This is a genomic window from Izhakiella australiensis, assembly GCF_002006995.1.
Taxonomy (GTDB): Bacteria; Pseudomonadota; Gammaproteobacteria; order Enterobacterales; family Enterobacteriaceae; genus Izhakiella; species Izhakiella australiensis.
Genome location: NZ_MRUL01000010.1, coordinates 60,179 through 77,571, shown reverse-complemented (window position 1 = coordinate 77,571; position 17,393 = coordinate 60,179). Strand labels below are relative to the sequence as shown.

15 protein-coding genes and 2 tRNA genes are annotated in these 17,393 nt (G+C 52.2%); 16 read left to right on the top strand and 1 reads right to left on the bottom strand.

Annotation, left to right across the window (positions count from 1 at the left end; all coding sequences use genetic code 11):
- Nucleotides 1-45: 45 nt before the first annotated feature.
- Nucleotides 46-522, top strand: coding sequence for a transcription elongation factor GreA (gene greA / locus BTJ39_RS14765; protein WP_078003459.1), 477 nt, complete (start codon nt 46-48; stop codon nt 520-522).
- Nucleotides 523-675: 153 nt separating this feature from the next.
- On the opposite strand, the gene yhbY is transcribed toward greA, so the two are convergent.
- Nucleotides 676-969, bottom strand: coding sequence for a ribosome assembly RNA-binding protein YhbY (gene yhbY / locus BTJ39_RS14760; RefSeq protein ID WP_078003458.1), 294 nt, complete (start codon nt 967-969; stop codon nt 676-678).
- Between the two features lie 126 nt (nt 970-1,095).
- On the opposite strand from yhbY, the gene rlmE reads away from it, so the two are divergent.
- The 15 genes from rlmE (at nt 1,096) to nlpI (ending at nt 17,310) form a co-directional block, all read left to right on the top strand.
- Nucleotides 1,096-1,725, top strand: coding sequence for a 23S rRNA (uridine(2552)-2'-O)-methyltransferase RlmE (gene rlmE, locus BTJ39_RS14755; protein ID WP_078003457.1), 630 nt, complete (start codon nt 1,096-1,098; stop codon nt 1,723-1,725).
- A 55-nt stretch (nt 1,726-1,780) separates the two neighbouring features.
- Nucleotides 1,781-3,688 carry an ATP-dependent zinc metalloprotease FtsH gene (ftsH, locus tag BTJ39_RS14750; protein ID WP_078003456.1) on the top strand — a complete coding sequence of 636 codons (1,908 nt, stop codon included), beginning with the start codon at nt 1,781-1,783 and terminating at the stop codon, nt 3,686-3,688.
- A gap of 106 nt (nt 3,689-3,794) precedes the next feature.
- Nucleotides 3,795-4,631: a dihydropteroate synthase gene (folP, locus tag BTJ39_RS14745; RefSeq protein ID WP_078003455.1), complete on the top strand. Its 837-nt coding sequence runs from the start codon at nt 3,795-3,797 to the stop codon at nt 4,629-4,631.
- A gap of 118 nt (nt 4,632-4,749) precedes the next feature.
- Entirely contained in the window at nt 4,750-6,084 is a 1,335-nt protein-coding gene (gene glmM, locus BTJ39_RS14740; protein WP_078003454.1) for a phosphoglucosamine mutase, read from the top strand.
- 231 nt (nt 6,085-6,315) lie between these two features.
- Nucleotides 6,316-6,654: a preprotein translocase subunit SecG gene (gene secG, locus BTJ39_RS14735; protein ID WP_078003453.1), complete on the top strand. Its 339-nt coding sequence runs from the start codon at nt 6,316-6,318 to the stop codon at nt 6,652-6,654.
- Nucleotides 6,655-6,706: 52 nt separating this feature from the next.
- Nucleotides 6,707-6,793, top strand: a tRNA-Leu gene (locus tag BTJ39_RS14730).
- Between the two features lie 59 nt (nt 6,794-6,852).
- A tRNA-Met gene (locus BTJ39_RS14725) sits at nt 6,853-6,929 on the top strand.
- 212 nt (nt 6,930-7,141) lie between these two features.
- Entirely contained in the window at nt 7,142-7,594 is a 453-nt protein-coding gene (gene rimP, locus BTJ39_RS14720) for a ribosome maturation factor RimP (protein ID WP_139356358.1), read from the top strand.
- A gap of 24 nt (nt 7,595-7,618) precedes the next feature.
- Nucleotides 7,619-9,106 (top strand): transcription termination factor NusA, encoded by a 1,488-nt coding sequence (nusA, locus tag BTJ39_RS14715; RefSeq protein ID WP_078003452.1) that lies wholly within the window; start codon nt 7,619-7,621, stop codon nt 9,104-9,106.
- 24 nt (nt 9,107-9,130) lie between these two features.
- Complete coding sequence (gene infB, locus BTJ39_RS14710) at nt 9,131-11,809, top strand: translation initiation factor IF-2 (RefSeq protein WP_078003451.1); 2,679 nt, start codon at nt 9,131-9,133, stop codon at nt 11,807-11,809.
- A 67-nt stretch (nt 11,810-11,876) separates the two neighbouring features.
- Nucleotides 11,877-12,284 (top strand): 30S ribosome-binding factor RbfA, encoded by a 408-nt coding sequence (gene rbfA / locus BTJ39_RS14705; RefSeq protein ID WP_078003450.1) that lies wholly within the window; start codon nt 11,877-11,879, stop codon nt 12,282-12,284.
- Entirely contained in the window at nt 12,284-13,231 is a 948-nt protein-coding gene (gene truB / locus BTJ39_RS14700; RefSeq protein WP_078003449.1) for a tRNA pseudouridine(55) synthase TruB, read from the top strand. Before rbfA ends, truB begins: the two co-directional genes overlap by 1 nt.
- Nucleotides 13,232-13,412: 181 nt before the next feature.
- Nucleotides 13,413-13,682: a 30S ribosomal protein S15 gene (rpsO, locus tag BTJ39_RS14695; RefSeq protein ID WP_075183007.1), complete on the top strand. Its 270-nt coding sequence runs from the start codon at nt 13,413-13,415 to the stop codon at nt 13,680-13,682.
- 295 nt (nt 13,683-13,977) lie between these two features.
- Entirely contained in the window at nt 13,978-16,098 is a 2,121-nt protein-coding gene (gene pnp / locus BTJ39_RS14690; protein WP_078003534.1) for a polyribonucleotide nucleotidyltransferase, read from the top strand.
- Nucleotides 16,099-16,425: 327 nt separating this feature from the next.
- Nucleotides 16,426-17,310 (top strand): lipoprotein NlpI, encoded by an 885-nt coding sequence (gene nlpI / locus BTJ39_RS14685; protein ID WP_078003448.1) that lies wholly within the window; start codon nt 16,426-16,428, stop codon nt 17,308-17,310.
- The last annotated feature ends 83 nt before the right edge of the window (nt 17,311-17,393 follow it).

The following is a 17,393-nucleotide window of genomic DNA, read 5'->3' as shown; positions in this document are numbered from 1 at the left end:
AGGATGACGATGTTTTAAACAGGATTGATTTGACGAGGTATTGAGATGAACCAGATTCCGATGACGTTACGCGGCGCGGAAAAGCTGCGTGCTGAACTCGAAGAGTTGAAGTCGGTAAAGCGTCCGCGCATTATCGCTTCAATTGCTGAAGCCCGTGAACACGGTGACCTGAAAGAGAATGCCGAGTATCACGCTGCCCGTGAAGAGCAGGGCTTCTGTGAGGGACGAATTCAGGAGATCGAAGCCAAGCTCTCGAATGCCCAGGTGATTGACGTCACGAAAATGAATGCTAATGGCCGGGTGATTTTTGGCGCAACGGTCACGGTGTTAAACCTGGACAATGACGAAGAATCTACCTATCGCATTGTCGGCGACGATGAAGCTGATTTTAAACAAAACCTGATTTCCGTTAACTCTCCGATGGCGCGTGGGTTGATTGGTAAAGAACAGGATGATATCGCTATCGTCAAAGCGCCGGGCGGCGATGCAGAATACGAAATCATTAAAATTGATTACGTCTGAAGTCGTCGGCTAATTGGCCAGCGACCGCCGGCCACAGCATTTTTGTAAAGAAAAGAAAAAGGCCGCAGCGCGGCCTTTTATACTGATAAATAGCGTGGCAATTTCATCCGACCAACGTAACGCCGCTTGACGTAGGGCGGCGGGTCAGGGAAATTAGCGAGGAAGGGAAATTTTACGCTCCTGGGATGGACGGTACAGTACCAGTGTCTTACCGATCACCTGCACATTCGCAGCCCCCGTTTCGCGTACGATGGCGTCAACCACCAGGCTTTTGGTCTCACGGTCTTCCGTGGCGACTTTAACTTTAATCAGTTCGTGGTGTTCAAGAGCCTGTTCGATTTCGGCCAACACCCCTTCAGTCAGGCCATTGTTACCCAGCATAACAACGGGTTTCAATGGATGGGCCAGCCCTTTCAGGTGCTGTTTTTGTTTAGTACTCAGATTCATCGTATTTTTTACTTACAGGGATTGAAAACGGAGCATTCTACCGCCATCTCCGGTATATCACCAAATCGGCAGTATTGGTTTGAGCGGTTTATTTATCGCCCACGATGAATCATAGTTGGAAATTGTATGACTGGTAAAAAGCGTTCAGCCAGTTCCAGCCGCTGGCTACAGGAACACTTTAGCGATAAATATGTGCAGCAGGCGCAGAAAAAAGGTCTGCGTTCGCGCGCCTGGTTTAAACTTGATGAAATACAGCAGAGCGATCAGCTGTTTAAACCCGGAATGGCGGTTGTCGACCTTGGCGCGGCGCCGGGTGGATGGTCGCAATATGTGGTAACGCAGATAGGATCAAAAGGGCGCATTATCGCTTGTGATATTCTGCCAATGGATCCGATTGTCGGCGTTGACTTTCTTCAGGGCGATTTTCGTGATGAATTAGTGATTAAGGCGCTGTTGGAACGCGTTGGCGATGAAAAAGTTCAGGCGGTGATGTCGGACATGGCGCCGAACATGAGCGGAACGCCTGAGGTTGACATCCCACGGTCAATGTACCTGGTCGAGTTAGCGCTTGAAATGTGTCGGGATGTACTGGCACCTGGTGGTAGTTTTGTAGTGAAAGTGTTTCAGGGAGAAGGCTTCGATGAATACCTCCGGGAAATTCGCTCCCTGTTTACGAAAGTGAAAATTCGTAAGCCGGACGCTTCGCGCGCACGTTCGCGTGAAGTGTACATTGTAGCGACAGGGCGCAAACTATAGTACCCTACGCTGTCTGTTAACACAGTTGTAAGAAGAGGTTAATCCCTTGAGTGACATGGCGAAAAACCTGATTCTCTGGTTGGTCATCGCAGTTGTGCTGATGTCGGTATTCCAGAGCTTTGGGCCCAGCGAGTCTAATAGCCGAAGGGTTGATTATTCAACCTTCCTGCAGGAAGTGAATCAGGATCAGATCCGCGAGGCACGTATTAACGGGCGTGAAATCAACGTAACCAAAAAAGACAGTAATCGATACACGACCTATATTCCTGTCAACGATCCCAAGTTGCTCGATAACCTTTTGACTAAAAACGTCAAAGTGGTAGGCGATCCGCCTGAAGAGCCGAGCATGCTTACCACTATCTTTATCTCCTGGTTTCCGATGCTGTTGCTGATTGGCGTCTGGATATTCTTTATGCGCCAGATGCAGGGCGGCGGCGGTAAAGGCGCGATGTCCTTTGGTAAAAGCAAGGCGCGTATGCTTACCGAGGACCAGATTAAAACCACCTTTGCTGACGTAGCGGGGTGTGATGAAGCTAAGGAAGAAGTTGGCGAGCTGGTGGAATACCTGCGAGAGCCAAGCCGCTTCCAGAAACTGGGTGGTAAAATTCCAAAAGGCGTGCTGATGGTCGGGCCGCCGGGGACCGGTAAAACCCTGCTGGCGAAAGCTATCGCCGGCGAAGCTAAAGTGCCTTTCTTTACTATTTCTGGTTCCGACTTTGTGGAAATGTTCGTTGGTGTCGGCGCTTCACGCGTACGTGACATGTTCGAACAGGCCAAAAAAGCGGCGCCGTGCATTATCTTTATCGATGAAATCGATGCGGTCGGTCGCCAGCGTGGCGCCGGTCTGGGCGGCGGTCACGACGAACGCGAACAGACCCTTAACCAGATGCTGGTTGAGATGGACGGCTTTGAAGGTAATGAAGGCATTATCGTTATTGCGGCAACTAACCGTCCTGACGTACTGGATCCGGCGCTGCTGCGTCCGGGGCGTTTTGACCGTCAGGTTGTGGTCGGGCTGCCGGATGTGCGCGGGCGCGAGCAGATTCTTAAAGTGCATATGCGTCGCGTGCCGCTGGCGACCGACATTGACGCTGCGATTATTGCCCGTGGCACACCCGGATTTTCCGGTGCGGACTTGGCTAACCTGGTAAACGAAGCGGCGCTGTTTGCGGCGCGCAGCAATCGTCGCGTGGTTTCCATGGTTGAATTTGAAAAAGCCAAAGACAAAATCATGATGGGCGCCGAACGTCGCTCCATGGTGATGACCGAAGCGCAGAAAGAGTCAACGGCTTATCATGAAGCGGGCCATGCGATTATCGGGCGTCTGGTGCCGGAGCACGATCCGGTGCATAAAGTTACTATAATCCCGCGTGGCCGGGCACTTGGCGTAACTTTCTTCCTGCCTGAAGGCGACGCAATCAGCGCCAGCCGTCAGAAGCTGGAAAGCCAGATTTCAACACTGTATGGCGGTCGTCTGGCCGAAGAAATTATTTACGGCGTTGAGCATGTTTCTACCGGGGCATCTAACGATATCAAGGTTGCGACTAATCTGGCTCGTAACATGGTGACGCAGTGGGGCTTCTCTGAAAAACTCGGTCCGCTTTTGTATGCGGAAGAAGAAGGCGAAGTATTCCTCGGACGCTCTGTGGCAAAAGCCAAGCATATGTCGGATGAAACGGCGCGCATTATCGATCAGGAAGTGAAGCACATGGTTGAAACAAACTATCAGCGTGCTCGCGAGATCCTGAACGACAATATGGATATTCTTCACGCCATGAAAGATGCGCTGATGAAGTATGAAACCATTGATGCCCCGCAGATTGACGATCTTATGGCTCGACGCGAAGTACGTCCTCCGGCCGGATGGGAAGAGTCTGGTAGCGATAATTCGGATAATGGTTCGCCGAAAGCGCCGCGCCCGGTCGATGAACCGCGCTCACCTAATCCAGGTAATACCATGTAATCTGTTACCCGGCGATGTTTTCGCCGGTGTAAACCATTAAACTAAGCCCCGGACCTTCCGGGGCTTTTTTTTATCATCATTCCGTTGCACTGAGGAGACTGCGTTAATGAAATTGTACGCCGGAGATAGCGAGCTGGATTTGTCACATCCCCACGTGATGGGTATTTTGAACGTGACCCCGGACTCCTTCTCAGACGGCGGAAAACACAACACACTGATAGCTGCGCTGACGCACGCCAATGAGATGCTTAATGCCGGCGCCACCATTATTGATATTGGCGGCGAATCAACGCGGCCAGGCGCGCATGACGTCAGCGTAGAAGAAGAGCTGGAGCGGGTTATTCCGGTAGTTGAAGCTATTGCTCAACGTTTTGAGGTCTGGATATCCGTGGATACCTCAAGGCCGCAGGTTATCCGTGAAGCGGCAAGCGCCGGCGCGCATATCATAAACGATATTCGCTCACTGCAGCTTCCGGGCGCGCTGGAGGCCGCAGCGGCAACAGGGCTGCCGGTTTGCCTGATGCACATGCAGGGGGAGCCAAAAACCATGCAGTTGGACCCCAATTATCAGAATGTGCGCAGTGCGGTGGACGACTTCTTTACCACTCATATCGCTCGCTGCGAGGCGGCAGGTATCAAAAAAACGCAGATGCTGCTCGACCCGGGGTTTGGTTTCGGTAAAAATCTTAGCCACAATTATCAGCTGTTAGCGCACCTGAGCGATTACCATCATTTTGGTTTGCCGCTGCTTGTCGGCATGTCGCGTAAGAGTATGATTGGACAGCTGCTTAATGTCGGCCCGACACAGCGCCTGAGCGGTAGCCTGGCCTGCGCGGTCATTGCCGCCATGCAAGGGGCGCATATTATCCGCGCTCACGATGTGAAGGAGACGGTGGAAGCTATGCGTGTCGTTGAAGCTACGCTCAATGAAAAGGGCGCATAGCGGCTTTAATGAAACATCGGGAACGTGAAAACTGATGACCGGAAGTCGCACCAGCGTATGTTCTGTATCTGGCCGGGCGAGCAGCTAAAACATCGGCAACGAGAAAGATGAAGGGTCTATGAATAACCGAAAATATTTTGGAACAGATGGCATTCGCGGCAAAGTGGGCGAATCTCCTATCACCCCGGATTTCGTACTGAAACTTGGCTGGGCGGCGGGTAAAGTCCTGGCTGGGCATGGCTCGCGAAAGGTCATTATTGGCAAAGATACGCGCATTTCGGGCTATATGCTGGAATCTGCGCTTGAAGCTGGCCTGGCTGCCGCAGGCCTTTCCGCCGCGTTTACTGGTCCAATGCCAACGCCGGCCATTGCCTACCTGACGCGTACTTTCCGTGCCGAGGCCGGGATTGTTATTTCTGCCTCCCATAATCCCTATGATGATAACGGTATCAAATTCTTCTCAACCGACGGCACCAAGCTACCGGATGAGGTGGAGAAAGCGATTGAAGCCGAAATGGAAAAACCGCTTACCTGCGTGGAATCTGCCGATCTTGGGCGAGCCAGCCGCATTGTCGATGCTGCCGGTCGCTACATTGAATTCTGCAAAGGAACCTTTCCCAGCGAGCTGAATCTTAACGGTCTGAAAATTGTGGTGGACTGCGCTAACGGTGCGACCTATCACATCGCCCCTAATGTGCTGCGCGAACTGGGCGCCGATGTGATTTCTGTTGGAATTCAGCCAGATGGAATGAATATCAATAAAGAATGCGGCGCGACGGATATCTGCATGCTGCAGGAGCGGGTGCTGGCAGAGAAGGCGGATTTAGGACTGGCCTTTGATGGTGACGGCGACCGGATAATGATGGTTGATCACCTTGGTATGAAGGTCGATGGCGACCAGATCCTCTATATTATTGCTCGTGAAGGGTTGCGACAGGGACAGCTGCGTGGCGGCGTGGTTGGTACGCTGATGAGCAATATGGGCCTTGAGCTGGCGTTAAAACAGCTGGGCATCCCGTTCGCCAGGGCGAAAGTAGGCGATCGCTACGTGCTGGAAACGCTGCAGGAGAAAGGCTGGCGATTGGGCGCCGAAAACTCCGGGCACGTGATTTTGCTGGATAAAACCACCACGGGTGATGGCATTGTGGCCGGACTGCAGGTGCTTACCGCGATGGTACGTAATCACATGAGCCTGCACGATCTCTGCAGCGGCATGGCTCTGCTGCCGCAAGTGCTGGTTAATGTACGTTTCAGCGGTAAGCATGATCCGCTGCAAGATGAAAACGTATTGGCCGTGAGTCGGGAAGTAGAAAAAACGCTGCACGGCAAAGGGCGGGTATTGCTGCGTAAATCCGGCACCGAGCCTTTGATTCGGGTGATGGTTGAGGGCGAAAATGAGACCCTGGTCAGCGAACTGGCACACAAAATTGCTGAAGCAGTGAAGGCGGTCTGATCCTGGCCACACAGCGCTTAATTGCTTTTTATCTGCCCGCCAGGCGGCCACAATGCCGCCCGGTTGTCGTTTTTTTCTGCAAACAACCATTTCCATGTAAATTGCGCTTGCGTGGACAGGGGGCATTAGTTAGTATTCTCACCCGCTTCAGTGGGTGACGGTGATATCATCCCCGTGGGGTATTTGAAGCTACTTCAGGTGCGGTTAGCTCCGCCAGTAAAAAGGTTGATTATGTACGACGCTCTGTTAGTTGTTTTCCTTATTGTAGCTGTTGGCCTGGTCGGTCTTATCATGCTGCAGCAAGGTAAAGGCGCTGATATGGGTGCCTCTTTTGGTGCGGGCGCCTCCGCAACGCTGTTTGGTTCTTCCGGTTCAGGTAATTTCATGACCCGAACCACAGCAGTGCTGGCAACCCTGTTCTTCATTATCAGTCTGGTGCTGGGCAACCTGAACAGCAACAAAACGCAGAAAGGCAGCGAGTGGGATAATCTGACTGCTCCTGCCCAAAGCCAGCAGGCACCGCAGGAACAGCCTGCTAAACCAGCTCCGGGTAACGATATCCCTAAATAAGCTGGCATCACGCTTTCTCTGCAAATGAAGTAGAAAATTTGCAGACATTAGTGCCGAGGTGGTGGAATTGGTAGACACGCTACCTTGAGGTGGTAGTGCCCGATTGGGCTTACGGGTTCAAGTCCCGTCCTCGGTACCAAATCTTAGTTTTACTTGCATTTTATGCAGGTTAGGCGTAATATTCGCCACGTTTTCGGACGCGGGGTGGAGCAGCCTGGTAGCTCGTCGGGCTCATAACCCGAAGGTCGTCGGTTCAAATCCGGCCCCCGCAACCACTTTCCCATAGAGTTCTTTTTCAAATATACTGTAAGCATCTATCGGCGCATTACGGCGAGTTTTGAAAAAAATTCTTCTGGATAGTGTGCCGTGTCGCATAATGCGACATACAGGGTCCAGTCGCATAAAGCCCCGATTTATCGGGGTTTTTTGTTATCAGGCAATTGCATCACTGGGCTGTAAGCCCTTTTTTTATGTCCTGGAGGTGGCTTTGTCCACATTAGAGCAAAAATTGACAGAGCTGATTTCGGCTCCCGTTGAAGCGCTCGGCTATGAATTGGTTGGTATTGAGTTCGTGCGCGGCCGCACTTCAACGCTGCGCATCTATATTGATAGTGACAACGGTATTACTGTCGATGATTGCGCCGATGTCAGCCATCAGGTCAGCGCGGTTCTGGATGTTGAAGATCCGATCAGCGTCGCTTACAACCTCGAAGTTTCCTCGCCCGGGCTCGATCGTCCAATGTTCACTGCTGAGCATTATGTCCGTTTTCAGGGGGAGGAAGTCAGCCTCGTATTACGTATGGCTGTACAAAACCGCCGCAAATGGCAGGGTATAATTAAGTCTGTCGACGGTGAAATGATCACTGTGACCGTTGAGGGTAACGATGAAGTGTTCGCGCTGAGCAATATTCAGAAGGCGAATCTGGTCCCCCACTTTTAAAAGTCAGGATTGAGGCTAACCAGGATGAATAAAGAAATCTTAGCTGTCGTTGAAGCCGTTTCCAACGAGAAAGCTCTGCCCCGTGAGAAGATCTTCGAGGCGCTGGAGAGCGCACTGGCGACAGCAACCAAGAAAAAATATGAGCAGGAAATCGATGTTCGCGTCAGCATCGACCGCAAGAGCGGCGACTTTGATACCTACCGCCGCTGGCTAATTGTTACGGAAGTGACACAACCAACGCGTGAAATCACGCTGGAAGCCGCACAGTTTGAAGATGCAAACCTTAACCTTGATGATTATGTTGAGGATCAGATTGAGTCGGTAACCTTTGACCGCATCACTACGCAGACTGCCAAGCAGGTCATCGTGCAAAAAGTGCGTGAAGCCGAGCGCGCGATGGTCGTTGACCAATTCCGTGAGCAGGAAGGTGATATCATCACCGGCGTGGTGAAGAAAGTAAATCGTGACAATATCACCCTCGATTTGGGCAATAATGCCGAAGCGGTAATCATTCGTGAAGACATGCTGCCGCGCGAAAACTTCCGCCCCGGCGACCGCATTCGCGGTATCCTTTATGCGGTACGTCCGGAAGCACGCGGGGCTCAGCTGTTTGTCAGCCGTTCGCGTCCGGAGATGCTGATTGAGCTGTTCCGCATTGAAGTACCGGAAATCGGCGAAGAAGTGATTGAAATTAAAGCTGCCGCCCGCGATCCGGGCTCACGCGCCAAAATTGCGGTAAAAACCAATGATAAGCGCATTGATCCCGTGGGTGCCTGTGTGGGCATGCGCGGTGCGCGCGTTCAGGCGGTGTCCAGTGAGCTGGGTGGTGAGCGTATCGACATCGTTCTGTGGGATGATAATCCGGCACAGTTCGTTATCAATGCGATGGCGCCGGCGGATGTCGCTTCTATCGTGGTGGATGAAGACAATCACACCATGGATATTGCCGTAGAAGCCGGAAATCTGGCTCAGGCGATTGGCCGTAATGGCCAGAACGTCCGTTTAGCATCGCAACTGAGCGGTTGGGAACTAAACGTAATGACCGTTGACGATCTTCAGGCCAAACATCAGGCTGAAGCGCACGCGGCAATTGATGCTTTCACCAAACATCTCGATATTGATGAAGAGTTCGCCACGGTGCTGGTTGAAGAAGGCTTTTCATCACTGGAAGAACTGGCCTACGTACCCATCAACGAATTGCTGGAAATTGATGGCCTGGACGAAGAGACAGTGGAAGCCTTGCGTGAACGTGCGAAGAGTGCGTTGACTAACCTCGCGCTGGCACAGGAAGAGAGCCTGGGCGACAACAAACCTGCGGAAGATCTGCTGAACCTTGAAGGGTTGGATCGTGCCCTGGCATTCACACTGGCAGCAAAAGGCGTATGTACGCTGGAAGATCTTGCCGAACAGGGTGTCGACGATCTGACAGATATTGAAGGGCTGGATGATGAGAAAGCCGGTGCGCTGATTATGGCTGCACGCAATATTTGCTGGTTCGGTGACGACGCGTAATAAACTGTAGCAGGAAGGAACAGCATGACAGATGTAACTGTAAAATCCCTGGCTGCAGAGATTCAGACCCCGGTAGAACGCCTGGTACAGCAGTTTGCTGAAGCGGGGATCCGCAAGTCTGAAAATGACTCTGTAAGCCAACAAGAAAAAGAGACTTTATTGACTCACCTTAGCCGCGACCACAGCAACGGCGGTAAACTGACTTTGCAACGTAAAACGCGCAGCACCTTGAATATTCCTGGTTCCGGGGGTAAAAGTAAGTCGGTACAAATTGAAGTGCGTAAAAAGCGTACTTATATGAAGGGTGATGCCGCTGATGCTGAGCAGGCAGAGGCTGAAGCCCAGGCGCAGCGTGAAGCCGAAGAGCAGGCTCAGCGCGAAGCAGAAGAGCGAGCCAGACGCGAAGCTGAAGAAAAAGCGAAGCGTGAAGCCGAGGAGCAAGCCAAACGTGAGGCTGCAGAAAAAGCCAAACGTGAGGCAGCGGAAAAAAGTAAAGTGAGCAATCAACCTATCGACGAAGCAACCCGAATGAACCAGGCCGAAAAGGCGCGTCGCGAAGCTGAAACGGCTGAGCTGCAGCGTAAAGCGGAAGAAGAAGCACGTCGCAAACTGGAAGAAAGCGCCAAAAAGGCTGCTGATGAAGCCCGTCGTCTGGCCGAAGAAAAAGCCGGCGAATGGGAAAAACCTGAAGTCGAGGAAGAGACTGACTATCACGTCACTACCTCACAGCATGCTCGTCAGGCTGAGGATGAGAACGATCGCGAAGTAGAAGGCGGTCGCTCACACGGTCGCAGTGCGAAACCAGCGCGCGCCAAAAAAGGCAACAAGCACGCGGAAGCGAAAACCGATCGTGAAGAAGCGCGTGCCGCTATTCGCGGCGGCAAAGGCGGTAAACACCGCAAAGGCAGCACCCTGCAACAAAGCTTCAACAAACCCGCGCAGGCAGTGAACCGTGATGTCATCATCGGTGAAACGATTACCGTCGCCGAGCTGGCAAACAAAATGGCGGTAAAAGGCTCTCAGGTCATCAAGGTGATGATGAAGATGGGCGCGATGGCGACTATCAACCAGGTCATCGACCAGGAAACGGCACAGCTGGTAGCCGAAGAGATGGGCCACAAAGTTACCCTGCGTCGTGAAAACGAGCTGGAAGAAGCGGTGATGAGTGACCGTGACACTGGCGCTGCAATGGAATCCCGTGCGCCGGTAGTAACCATTATGGGTCACGTCGACCACGGTAAAACCTCGCTGCTTGACTATATTCGCTCCACGAAGGTGGCGTCTGGCGAAGCTGGCGGTATTACACAGCATATTGGTGCATACCACGTCGAAACCGAAAATGGCATGATCACCTTCCTCGATACGCCGGGACACGCCGCGTTTACCGCAATGCGTGCGCGCGGTGCGCAGGCGACGGATATCGTGGTACTGGTGGTTGCCGCCGACGATGGCGTGATGCCGCAAACTATCGAAGCAATCCAGCATGCGAAAGCCGCTGGCGTTCCGGTAGTGGTTGCCGTTAACAAAATCGATAAACCGGAAGCCGATCCGGACCGGGTTAAAAACGAGCTGACTCAGTACGGCATCATCCCTGAAGAGTGGGGCGGTGAGAACATGTTCGTCAGCGTTTCCGCCAAAGCGGGTACCGGAATTGATGATCTGCTGCAGGTCATTCTGCTGCAGGCCGAGGTTCTGGAGCTGACTGCTATTCGCAGCGGCATGGCCAGCGGCGTCGTTATTGAATCTTTCCTCGACAAAGGCCGTGGTCCGGTTGCTACCGTGCTGGTACGTGAAGGTACGCTTAACAAAGGCGATATCGTACTTTGTGGCTTTGAATACGGCCGCGTGCGTGCGATGCGTGACGAGCTGGGCCGTGAAGTCACCCAGGCGGGTCCTTCTATTCCGGTCGAAATTCTCGGCATGTCGGGCGTACCGGCTGCCGGCGATGAAGCAACTGTCGTTCGTGATGAGAAGAAAGCGCGTGAAGTGGCATTGTATCGCCAGGGCAAATTCCGCGACGTTAAGCTGGCGCGTCAGCAGAAATCTAAACTGGAAAACATGTTTGCCAACATGTCTGAAGGTGAAGTTTCTGAACTGAACATCGTTCTGAAAGCTGACGTTCAGGGTTCTGTCGAGGCGATTGCCGACTCGCTGATCAAACTTTCAACTGATGAAGTGAAAGTGAAAATCGTCGGCTCCGGCGTTGGTGGTATCACTGAAACCGATGCAACGCTGGCCGCTGCTTCCAACGCGATTATCCTGGGCTTTAACGTGCGTGCCGATGCGTCAGCGCGGCGGGTGATTGAAGCTGAAAGCCTGGATCTGCGTTACTACTCGGTCATCTATCATCTGATTGATGAAGTTAAAGCGGCGATGAGCGGCATGCTGGCGCCGGAATACAAACAGCAGATTATTGGTCTGGCTGAAGTTCGTGACGTATTTAAGTCACCGAAATTCGGCGCCATTGCTGGCTGTATGGTTACTGAAGGCCTGGTTAAGCGTCATAACCCGATCCGCGTGCTGCGTGAGAACGTTGTTATTTATGAAGGCGAGCTGGAATCTCTGCGCCGCTTCAAAGATGACGTCAACGAAGTCCGCAACGGTATGGAATGCGGTATCGGCGTGAAGAACTATAATGACGTTCGCACCGGTGACATGATCGAAGTGTTTGAAGTGATCGAAATAAAACGCACGATTGATTAATCCACTGCGCATGACAACGACACTTTTGGGAGGCCGCTCGGCCTCCTAATTATTTGGAGATAATTTTATGGCGAAAGAATTTGGTCGCCCACAGCGCGTTGCACAGGAGCTGCAAAAAGAGATTGCTATCATCTTGCAGCGCGAAATTAAAGATCCGCGCCTGGGAATGATGGTAACCGTTTCCGGCGTTGAGGTTTCACGCGACCTGGCCTACGCGAAAGTGTTTGTCACTTTCCTCAATGATCAGGATGAAGACGCTATCAAAAATGGTCTGAAAGCGCTTAAAGAGGCGTCAGGCTATATTCGTACGCTGCTGGGCAAAGCAATGCGTTTACGCATCGTTCCTGAACTGACCTTCTTTTATGATAATTCGCTGATAGAAGGGATGCGCATGTCTAACCTGGTTAGCTCGGTTATCCGCAATGATGATGCGCGTCGGGTTAATGACGACGATGATGAATCCAGGGAGGATTAATGAGTCGTCCTCGCCGCCGCGGGCGTGACGTACATGGCGTACTGTTGCTGGACAAGCCGCCGGGCCTCTCTTCAAACGACGCGCTGCAAAAGGTCAAACGTATCTATAACGCCAATCGGGCGGGTCATACCGGCGCCTTAGATCCGCTGGCAACCGGTATGCTGCCGATCTGTCTGGGAGAGGCCACCAAGTTTTCCCGCTATTTGCTGGATTCCGATAAGCGTTATCGGGTTATTGCGCGTCTTGGCCAGCGTACCGATACTTCTGATGCCGACGGTCAAATTATTAGTGAGCGCCCACTGACATTTAGCGATGCTCAGCTGCAAGATGTACTGGATAGTTTCCGCGGCGAAACAATGCAGGTGCCTTCCATGTATTCGGCGCTAAAGTATCAGGGGCGTAAACTGTATGAATATGCGCGTGAAGGCATTGTGGTCCCACGTGAAGCGCGTCCGATTACCGTTTATCAGTTGGTGTTTATTCGCCATGAAGCTGAGGAGCTGGAATTAGAAATCTACTGCTCCAAAGGCACATACATCCGTACGATTATCGACGATCTTGGCGAAAAGCTGGGCTGCGGTGCGCACGTGACTATGCTGCGTCGTCTGCAGGTAGCGAGCTATCCCGTTGAAAAGATGATTACGCTTGAGCAGTTGCAAGCTGTGGTCAGCGAAACAAATGAAAGTGAGTGCTCACCTAATAATCGACTCGATGCTTTGCTGATGCCAATGGACAGCCCGGCGGCCAGCCTGCCCGAAGTTAATATCCAGTCTTCGGTTGCCGCTTATTTTAAGCAGGGGCAGCCGGTTCAGGTTGCTGGCGTGCCGCCTGATGGTCTGGTTCGCGTCACTGAAGGCGATGGCCGCGACTTTATCGGCATGGCGGAAATCGATGACCTTGGTCGCGTAGCTCCCCGCCGGCTGGTTGTTGAGTATCCGGACGCCTGAGCATTCGCCGGGTTAAAAATCGCGCCCGGGGAGAGAATACCGGGTGCTGATTGCCGACTGCGGGTGGTGTCTGTTTCTGCGTTTGCTATCGACTGAAACGCGGAGTAGAATACGCCGGCTTTACACTGGGTGCGCTGAATTAGAGATCGGCCGCCATCATTCACTTATAACGGAGTTTACTATGTCTCTAAGCGTAGAAGCTAAAGCTGAGATCGTTGCTAAATACGGTCGCGGCACCAACGACAGTGGTTCTACCGAAGTTCAGGTTGCCCTGCTGACTGCCCAGATCAATCACCTGCAGGGTCATTTTTCTGAGCATAAAAAAGATCATCACAGCCGCCGTGGGCTGCTGCGTATGGTATCTCAGCGTCGTAAGCTGCTGGACTACCTGAAACGCAAAGACGTTGCACGTTACTCAAGCCTGATTGAGAGCCTGGGTCTGCGTCGCTAAGTCTTAAGAATCCGATGCTTTCAGTACAATGCGTAGTGATATATTCGGATTTATGTGAGTTTCACTAAAAAGGGGCCATCATGGCCCCTTTTTTCAAGTAACCGGCAGCAATTCAAGCCAAACTAATGTATTGTTGCATGGGTGATCTTTTGTTGCAGAGGTTCGCGCGGCTAATGAGAGGCTTTATTCCTGTGGATTGAAGGTTGTCATTAGTCGCGAGGATGCATCAGAAGATTTAGAGATCCACGGCAGAACGCGGGTGCGTATTTTCTGCCATGAAGTTAAGGATAAAATTTTGCTGAACGCGATTGTACGTAAATTTCAGTATGGACAACATACCGTCACCCTTGAGACCGGTATGATGGCGCGGCAGGCGACTGCTGCCGTAATGGCCAGCATGGATGACACCGCTGTATTTGTGACCGTGGTCGGTCAGAAGAAAGCCAAGCCCGGACAGGACTTTTTCCCGTTAACCGTTAACTATCAGGAGCGTACTTACGCTGCTGGCCGCATTCCCGGAAGCTTTTTCCGTCGCGAAGGCCGTCCCAGCGAAGGTGAAACCCTGATTGCCCGCTTAATCGACCGCCCTGTGCGTCCGCTGTTCCCTGAAGGTTTCGTTAATGAAGTGCAGGTTATTGCGACCGTGGTTTCCGTTAACCCGCAGGTTAACCCTGATATTGTCGCTATGATCGGCGCTTCCGCTGCGCTGTCGCTTTCTGGTATCCCTTTTAACGGTCCGATTGGTTCTGCGCGCGTTGGTTATATCAACGATCAATATGTACTGAACCCGACGGTTGACGAACTGGCACAGAGCAAGCTCGACCTGGTTGTCGCGGGTACTCAAGGCGCGGTACTTATGGTTGAATCCGAAGCCGAGCTGCTGAGCGAAGATCAGATGCTGGGCGCCGTGGTTTTCGGCCATGAGCAGCAGCAGGTAGTGATCGACAACATCAACTCACTGGTTGCTGAAGCTGGCAAACCGCGCTGGGACTGGCAGCCTGAAGTCGTTAATGAAGCGCTGAATGCGCGCGTTGCGGCTCAGGCAGAATCGCGTCTTAGCGACGCTTATCGCATCACCGATAAGCAGGCTCGTTACGAGCAGATCGGCACGATTAAATCTGAAGCTATTGCGGCGCTGTTAGCAGAAGACGAAGCCCTGGACGAAAACGAACTGGGCGAGATTCTGCACACCATCGAGAAAAACGTGGTGCGCAGTCGCGTACTGCGTGGCGAACCGCGTATCGATGGCCGGGAAAAAGATATGATCCGCGGTCTGGACGTGCGCACCGGCGTATTGCCCCGTACTCATGGCTCCGCGCTGTTTACCCGTGGTGAGACTCAGGCACTGGTTACCGCCACGCTGGGAACCGCTCGCGACGCGCAGAATCTTGATGAGCTGATGGGTGAACGCACCGATAGCTTCCTGTTCCACTATAACTTCCCTCCGTACTCCGTGGGTGAAACGGGTATGGTCGGCTCGCCAAAACGTCGTGAAATTGGTCACGGTCGTCTGGCAAAACGCGGCGTGCTGGCGGTAATGCCGAAGCAGGAAGCGTTCCCTTATACCGTGCGTGTGGTATCTGAAATCACCGAATCTAACGGTTCTTCATCCATGGCTTCCGTTTGTGGTGCCTCTCTGGCGCTGATGGATGCCGGCGTGCCGATCAAAACGGCCGTTGCCGGTATTGCAATGGGCCTGGTTAAAGAAGGTGACAACTTTGTCGTGCTGTCCGACATCCTTGGTGATGAAGATCATCTCGGCGATATGGACTTCAAAGTTGCAGGTAGCCGTGAAGGTATCACTGCGCTGCAGATGGATATCAAAATCGAAGGCATCACCCGTGAAATCATGCAGGTTGCGCTGAATCAGGCGAAAGGCGCCCGTCTGCATATCCTCGGCGTTATGGAGCAGGCGATCAGCACGCCTCGTGGCGATATCTCTGAATTCGCTCCGCGCATTCACACCATCCGCATCAATCCGGACAAAATTAAGGACGTGATTGGTAAAGGCGGTTCGGTGATCCGTGCGCTGACGGAAGAAACTGGCACCACCATTGAAATCGAAGATGATGGCACGGTGAAAATCGCGGCTACCGATGGTGACAAAGCTAAACATGCTATCCGCCGTATTGAAGAGATTACCGCAGAAATTGAAGTGGGCCGTATCTACAGCGGTAAAGTTGTTCGCATCGTTGATTTCGGCGCTTTTGTGGCAATCGGCGGCGGCAAAGAAGGTCTGGTTCACATCTCTCAAATCGCCGATAAGCGCGTTGAGAAAGTGACTGACTATCTGCAAATGGGCCAGGAAGTACCGGTTAAGGTGCTGGAAGTTGACCGCCAGGGCCGTATTCGTTTGAGCATTAAAGAAGCCAGCGAATCGTCCCCGGCAGAGCCTGCTGCACCTGAAGCAGAATAATGTAATAAGTTAGTATGCCTCGCGCTTCCGGCACGCCCGTGCGTGTCGGAGCGCAGGGAATACTGATAGCTCCTGTAACTCGCCCGGCTTTGGCTGACAACACGATAAGCGAATTTAGGGGGCTGTTGTCCTGTACATTCTGTGTTACACAATGGTTACCGTGAGTGCTGAGATTGTGATGACAGCCTGTTTTAGACAGTGTAAAACTGCCAGCGTAACGGTAACTAATATGTACAGGGCGACGTTTCATTGCGAGGTCGGGAAACCTTGTGCACGGCAGGCGGATAACTGGAACGTTATCCCAATGTTTGTATTCGGGAGTGGGAAATGAAGCCTTTTTTGCGCTTGTGTGTTGTTGCGACGGCTTTAACGCTGGCAGGATGCAGCAACGCGAATTGGCGTAAAGATGCAGTGCTGGCGGTTCCTTTACAACCGACGCTGCAACAGGAAGTCATTCTGGCACGCATGGAACAAATTCTTGCCAGTCGCGCACTTAGCGATGATGAACGCGCACAGCTATTATATGAGCGCGGAGTGTTGTATGATAGTTTGGGTTTGAGGGCATTAGCGCGTAACGATTTTTCGCAAGCGCTGTCTATCAGACCTGATATGCCTGAAGTATTCAATTACTTAGGCATATATTTAACGCAGGCAGGCAATTTTGATGCTGCCTACGAAGCGTTTGATTCTGTACTTGAGCTTGATCCAACTTATAACTATGCGCATTTAAACCGGGGTATCGCGCTTTACTATGGCGGTCGGTATAAATTGTCGCAAGATGATCTGCTGGCGTTTTATCAAGACGATCCTAATGATCCTTTCCGCAGTTTGTGGCTCTATCTCACGGAGCGTGAGATGAATGCCAAACAAGCTAAAGTGGCGCTGAAGCAGCGTTATGACAAAGCGGTCAGAGACCAGTGGGGATGGAACATTGTCGAGTTCTACCTGGGCGACATCAGCGAAAAAACGCTAATGGAACGTCTCAAGGCGGACGCACCGGATAACACCTCGCTCGCTGAACATCTCAGTGAAACCAACTTCTATTTAGGTAAGTACTACCTAAGTCTGGGGGATAAGGATAACGCGGAAGCGTTATTCAAGCTGACGGTCGCCAACAACGTGAATAATTTTGTTGAGCACCGATATGCATTGTTGGAACTGGCGCTCCTTGGCCAGACACAAGACGATTTATCAGAATCTGACCAGCAATAGCTGACGAACTTTCATTGCCTGAGGTTTTTAAAAGTCATCATCCTCGCGGGTGAGGGCTTTGTTGTTCGTCCAAACTACTAATT

Excerpts from the sequence above, each read along its gene's own strand:
- greA (WP_078003459.1), top strand. The coding sequence starts at position 46 with ATGAACCAGATTCCGATGACGTTACGCGGCGCGGAAAAGCTGCGTGCT.
- yhbY (WP_078003458.1), bottom strand. The coding sequence starts at position 969 with ATGAATCTGAGTACTAAACAAAAACAGCACCTGAAAGGGCTGGCCCAT.
- rlmE (WP_078003457.1), top strand. The coding sequence starts at position 1,096 with ATGACTGGTAAAAAGCGTTCAGCCAGTTCCAGCCGCTGGCTACAGGAA.
- ftsH (WP_078003456.1), top strand. The coding sequence starts at position 1,781 with ATGGCGAAAAACCTGATTCTCTGGTTGGTCATCGCAGTTGTGCTGATG.
- folP (WP_078003455.1), top strand. The coding sequence starts at position 3,795 with ATGAAATTGTACGCCGGAGATAGCGAGCTGGATTTGTCACATCCCCAC.
- glmM (WP_078003454.1), top strand. The coding sequence starts at position 4,750 with ATGAATAACCGAAAATATTTTGGAACAGATGGCATTCGCGGCAAAGTG.
- secG (WP_078003453.1), top strand. The coding sequence starts at position 6,316 with ATGTACGACGCTCTGTTAGTTGTTTTCCTTATTGTAGCTGTTGGCCTG.
- nusA (WP_078003452.1), top strand. The coding sequence starts at position 7,619 with ATGAATAAAGAAATCTTAGCTGTCGTTGAAGCCGTTTCCAACGAGAAA.
- infB (WP_078003451.1), top strand. The coding sequence starts at position 9,131 with ATGACAGATGTAACTGTAAAATCCCTGGCTGCAGAGATTCAGACCCCG.
- rbfA (WP_078003450.1), top strand. The coding sequence starts at position 11,877 with ATGGCGAAAGAATTTGGTCGCCCACAGCGCGTTGCACAGGAGCTGCAA.
- truB (WP_078003449.1), top strand. The coding sequence starts at position 12,284 with ATGAGTCGTCCTCGCCGCCGCGGGCGTGACGTACATGGCGTACTGTTG.
- rpsO (WP_075183007.1), top strand. The coding sequence starts at position 13,413 with ATGTCTCTAAGCGTAGAAGCTAAAGCTGAGATCGTTGCTAAATACGGT.
- nlpI (WP_078003448.1), top strand. The coding sequence starts at position 16,426 with ATGAAGCCTTTTTTGCGCTTGTGTGTTGTTGCGACGGCTTTAACGCTG.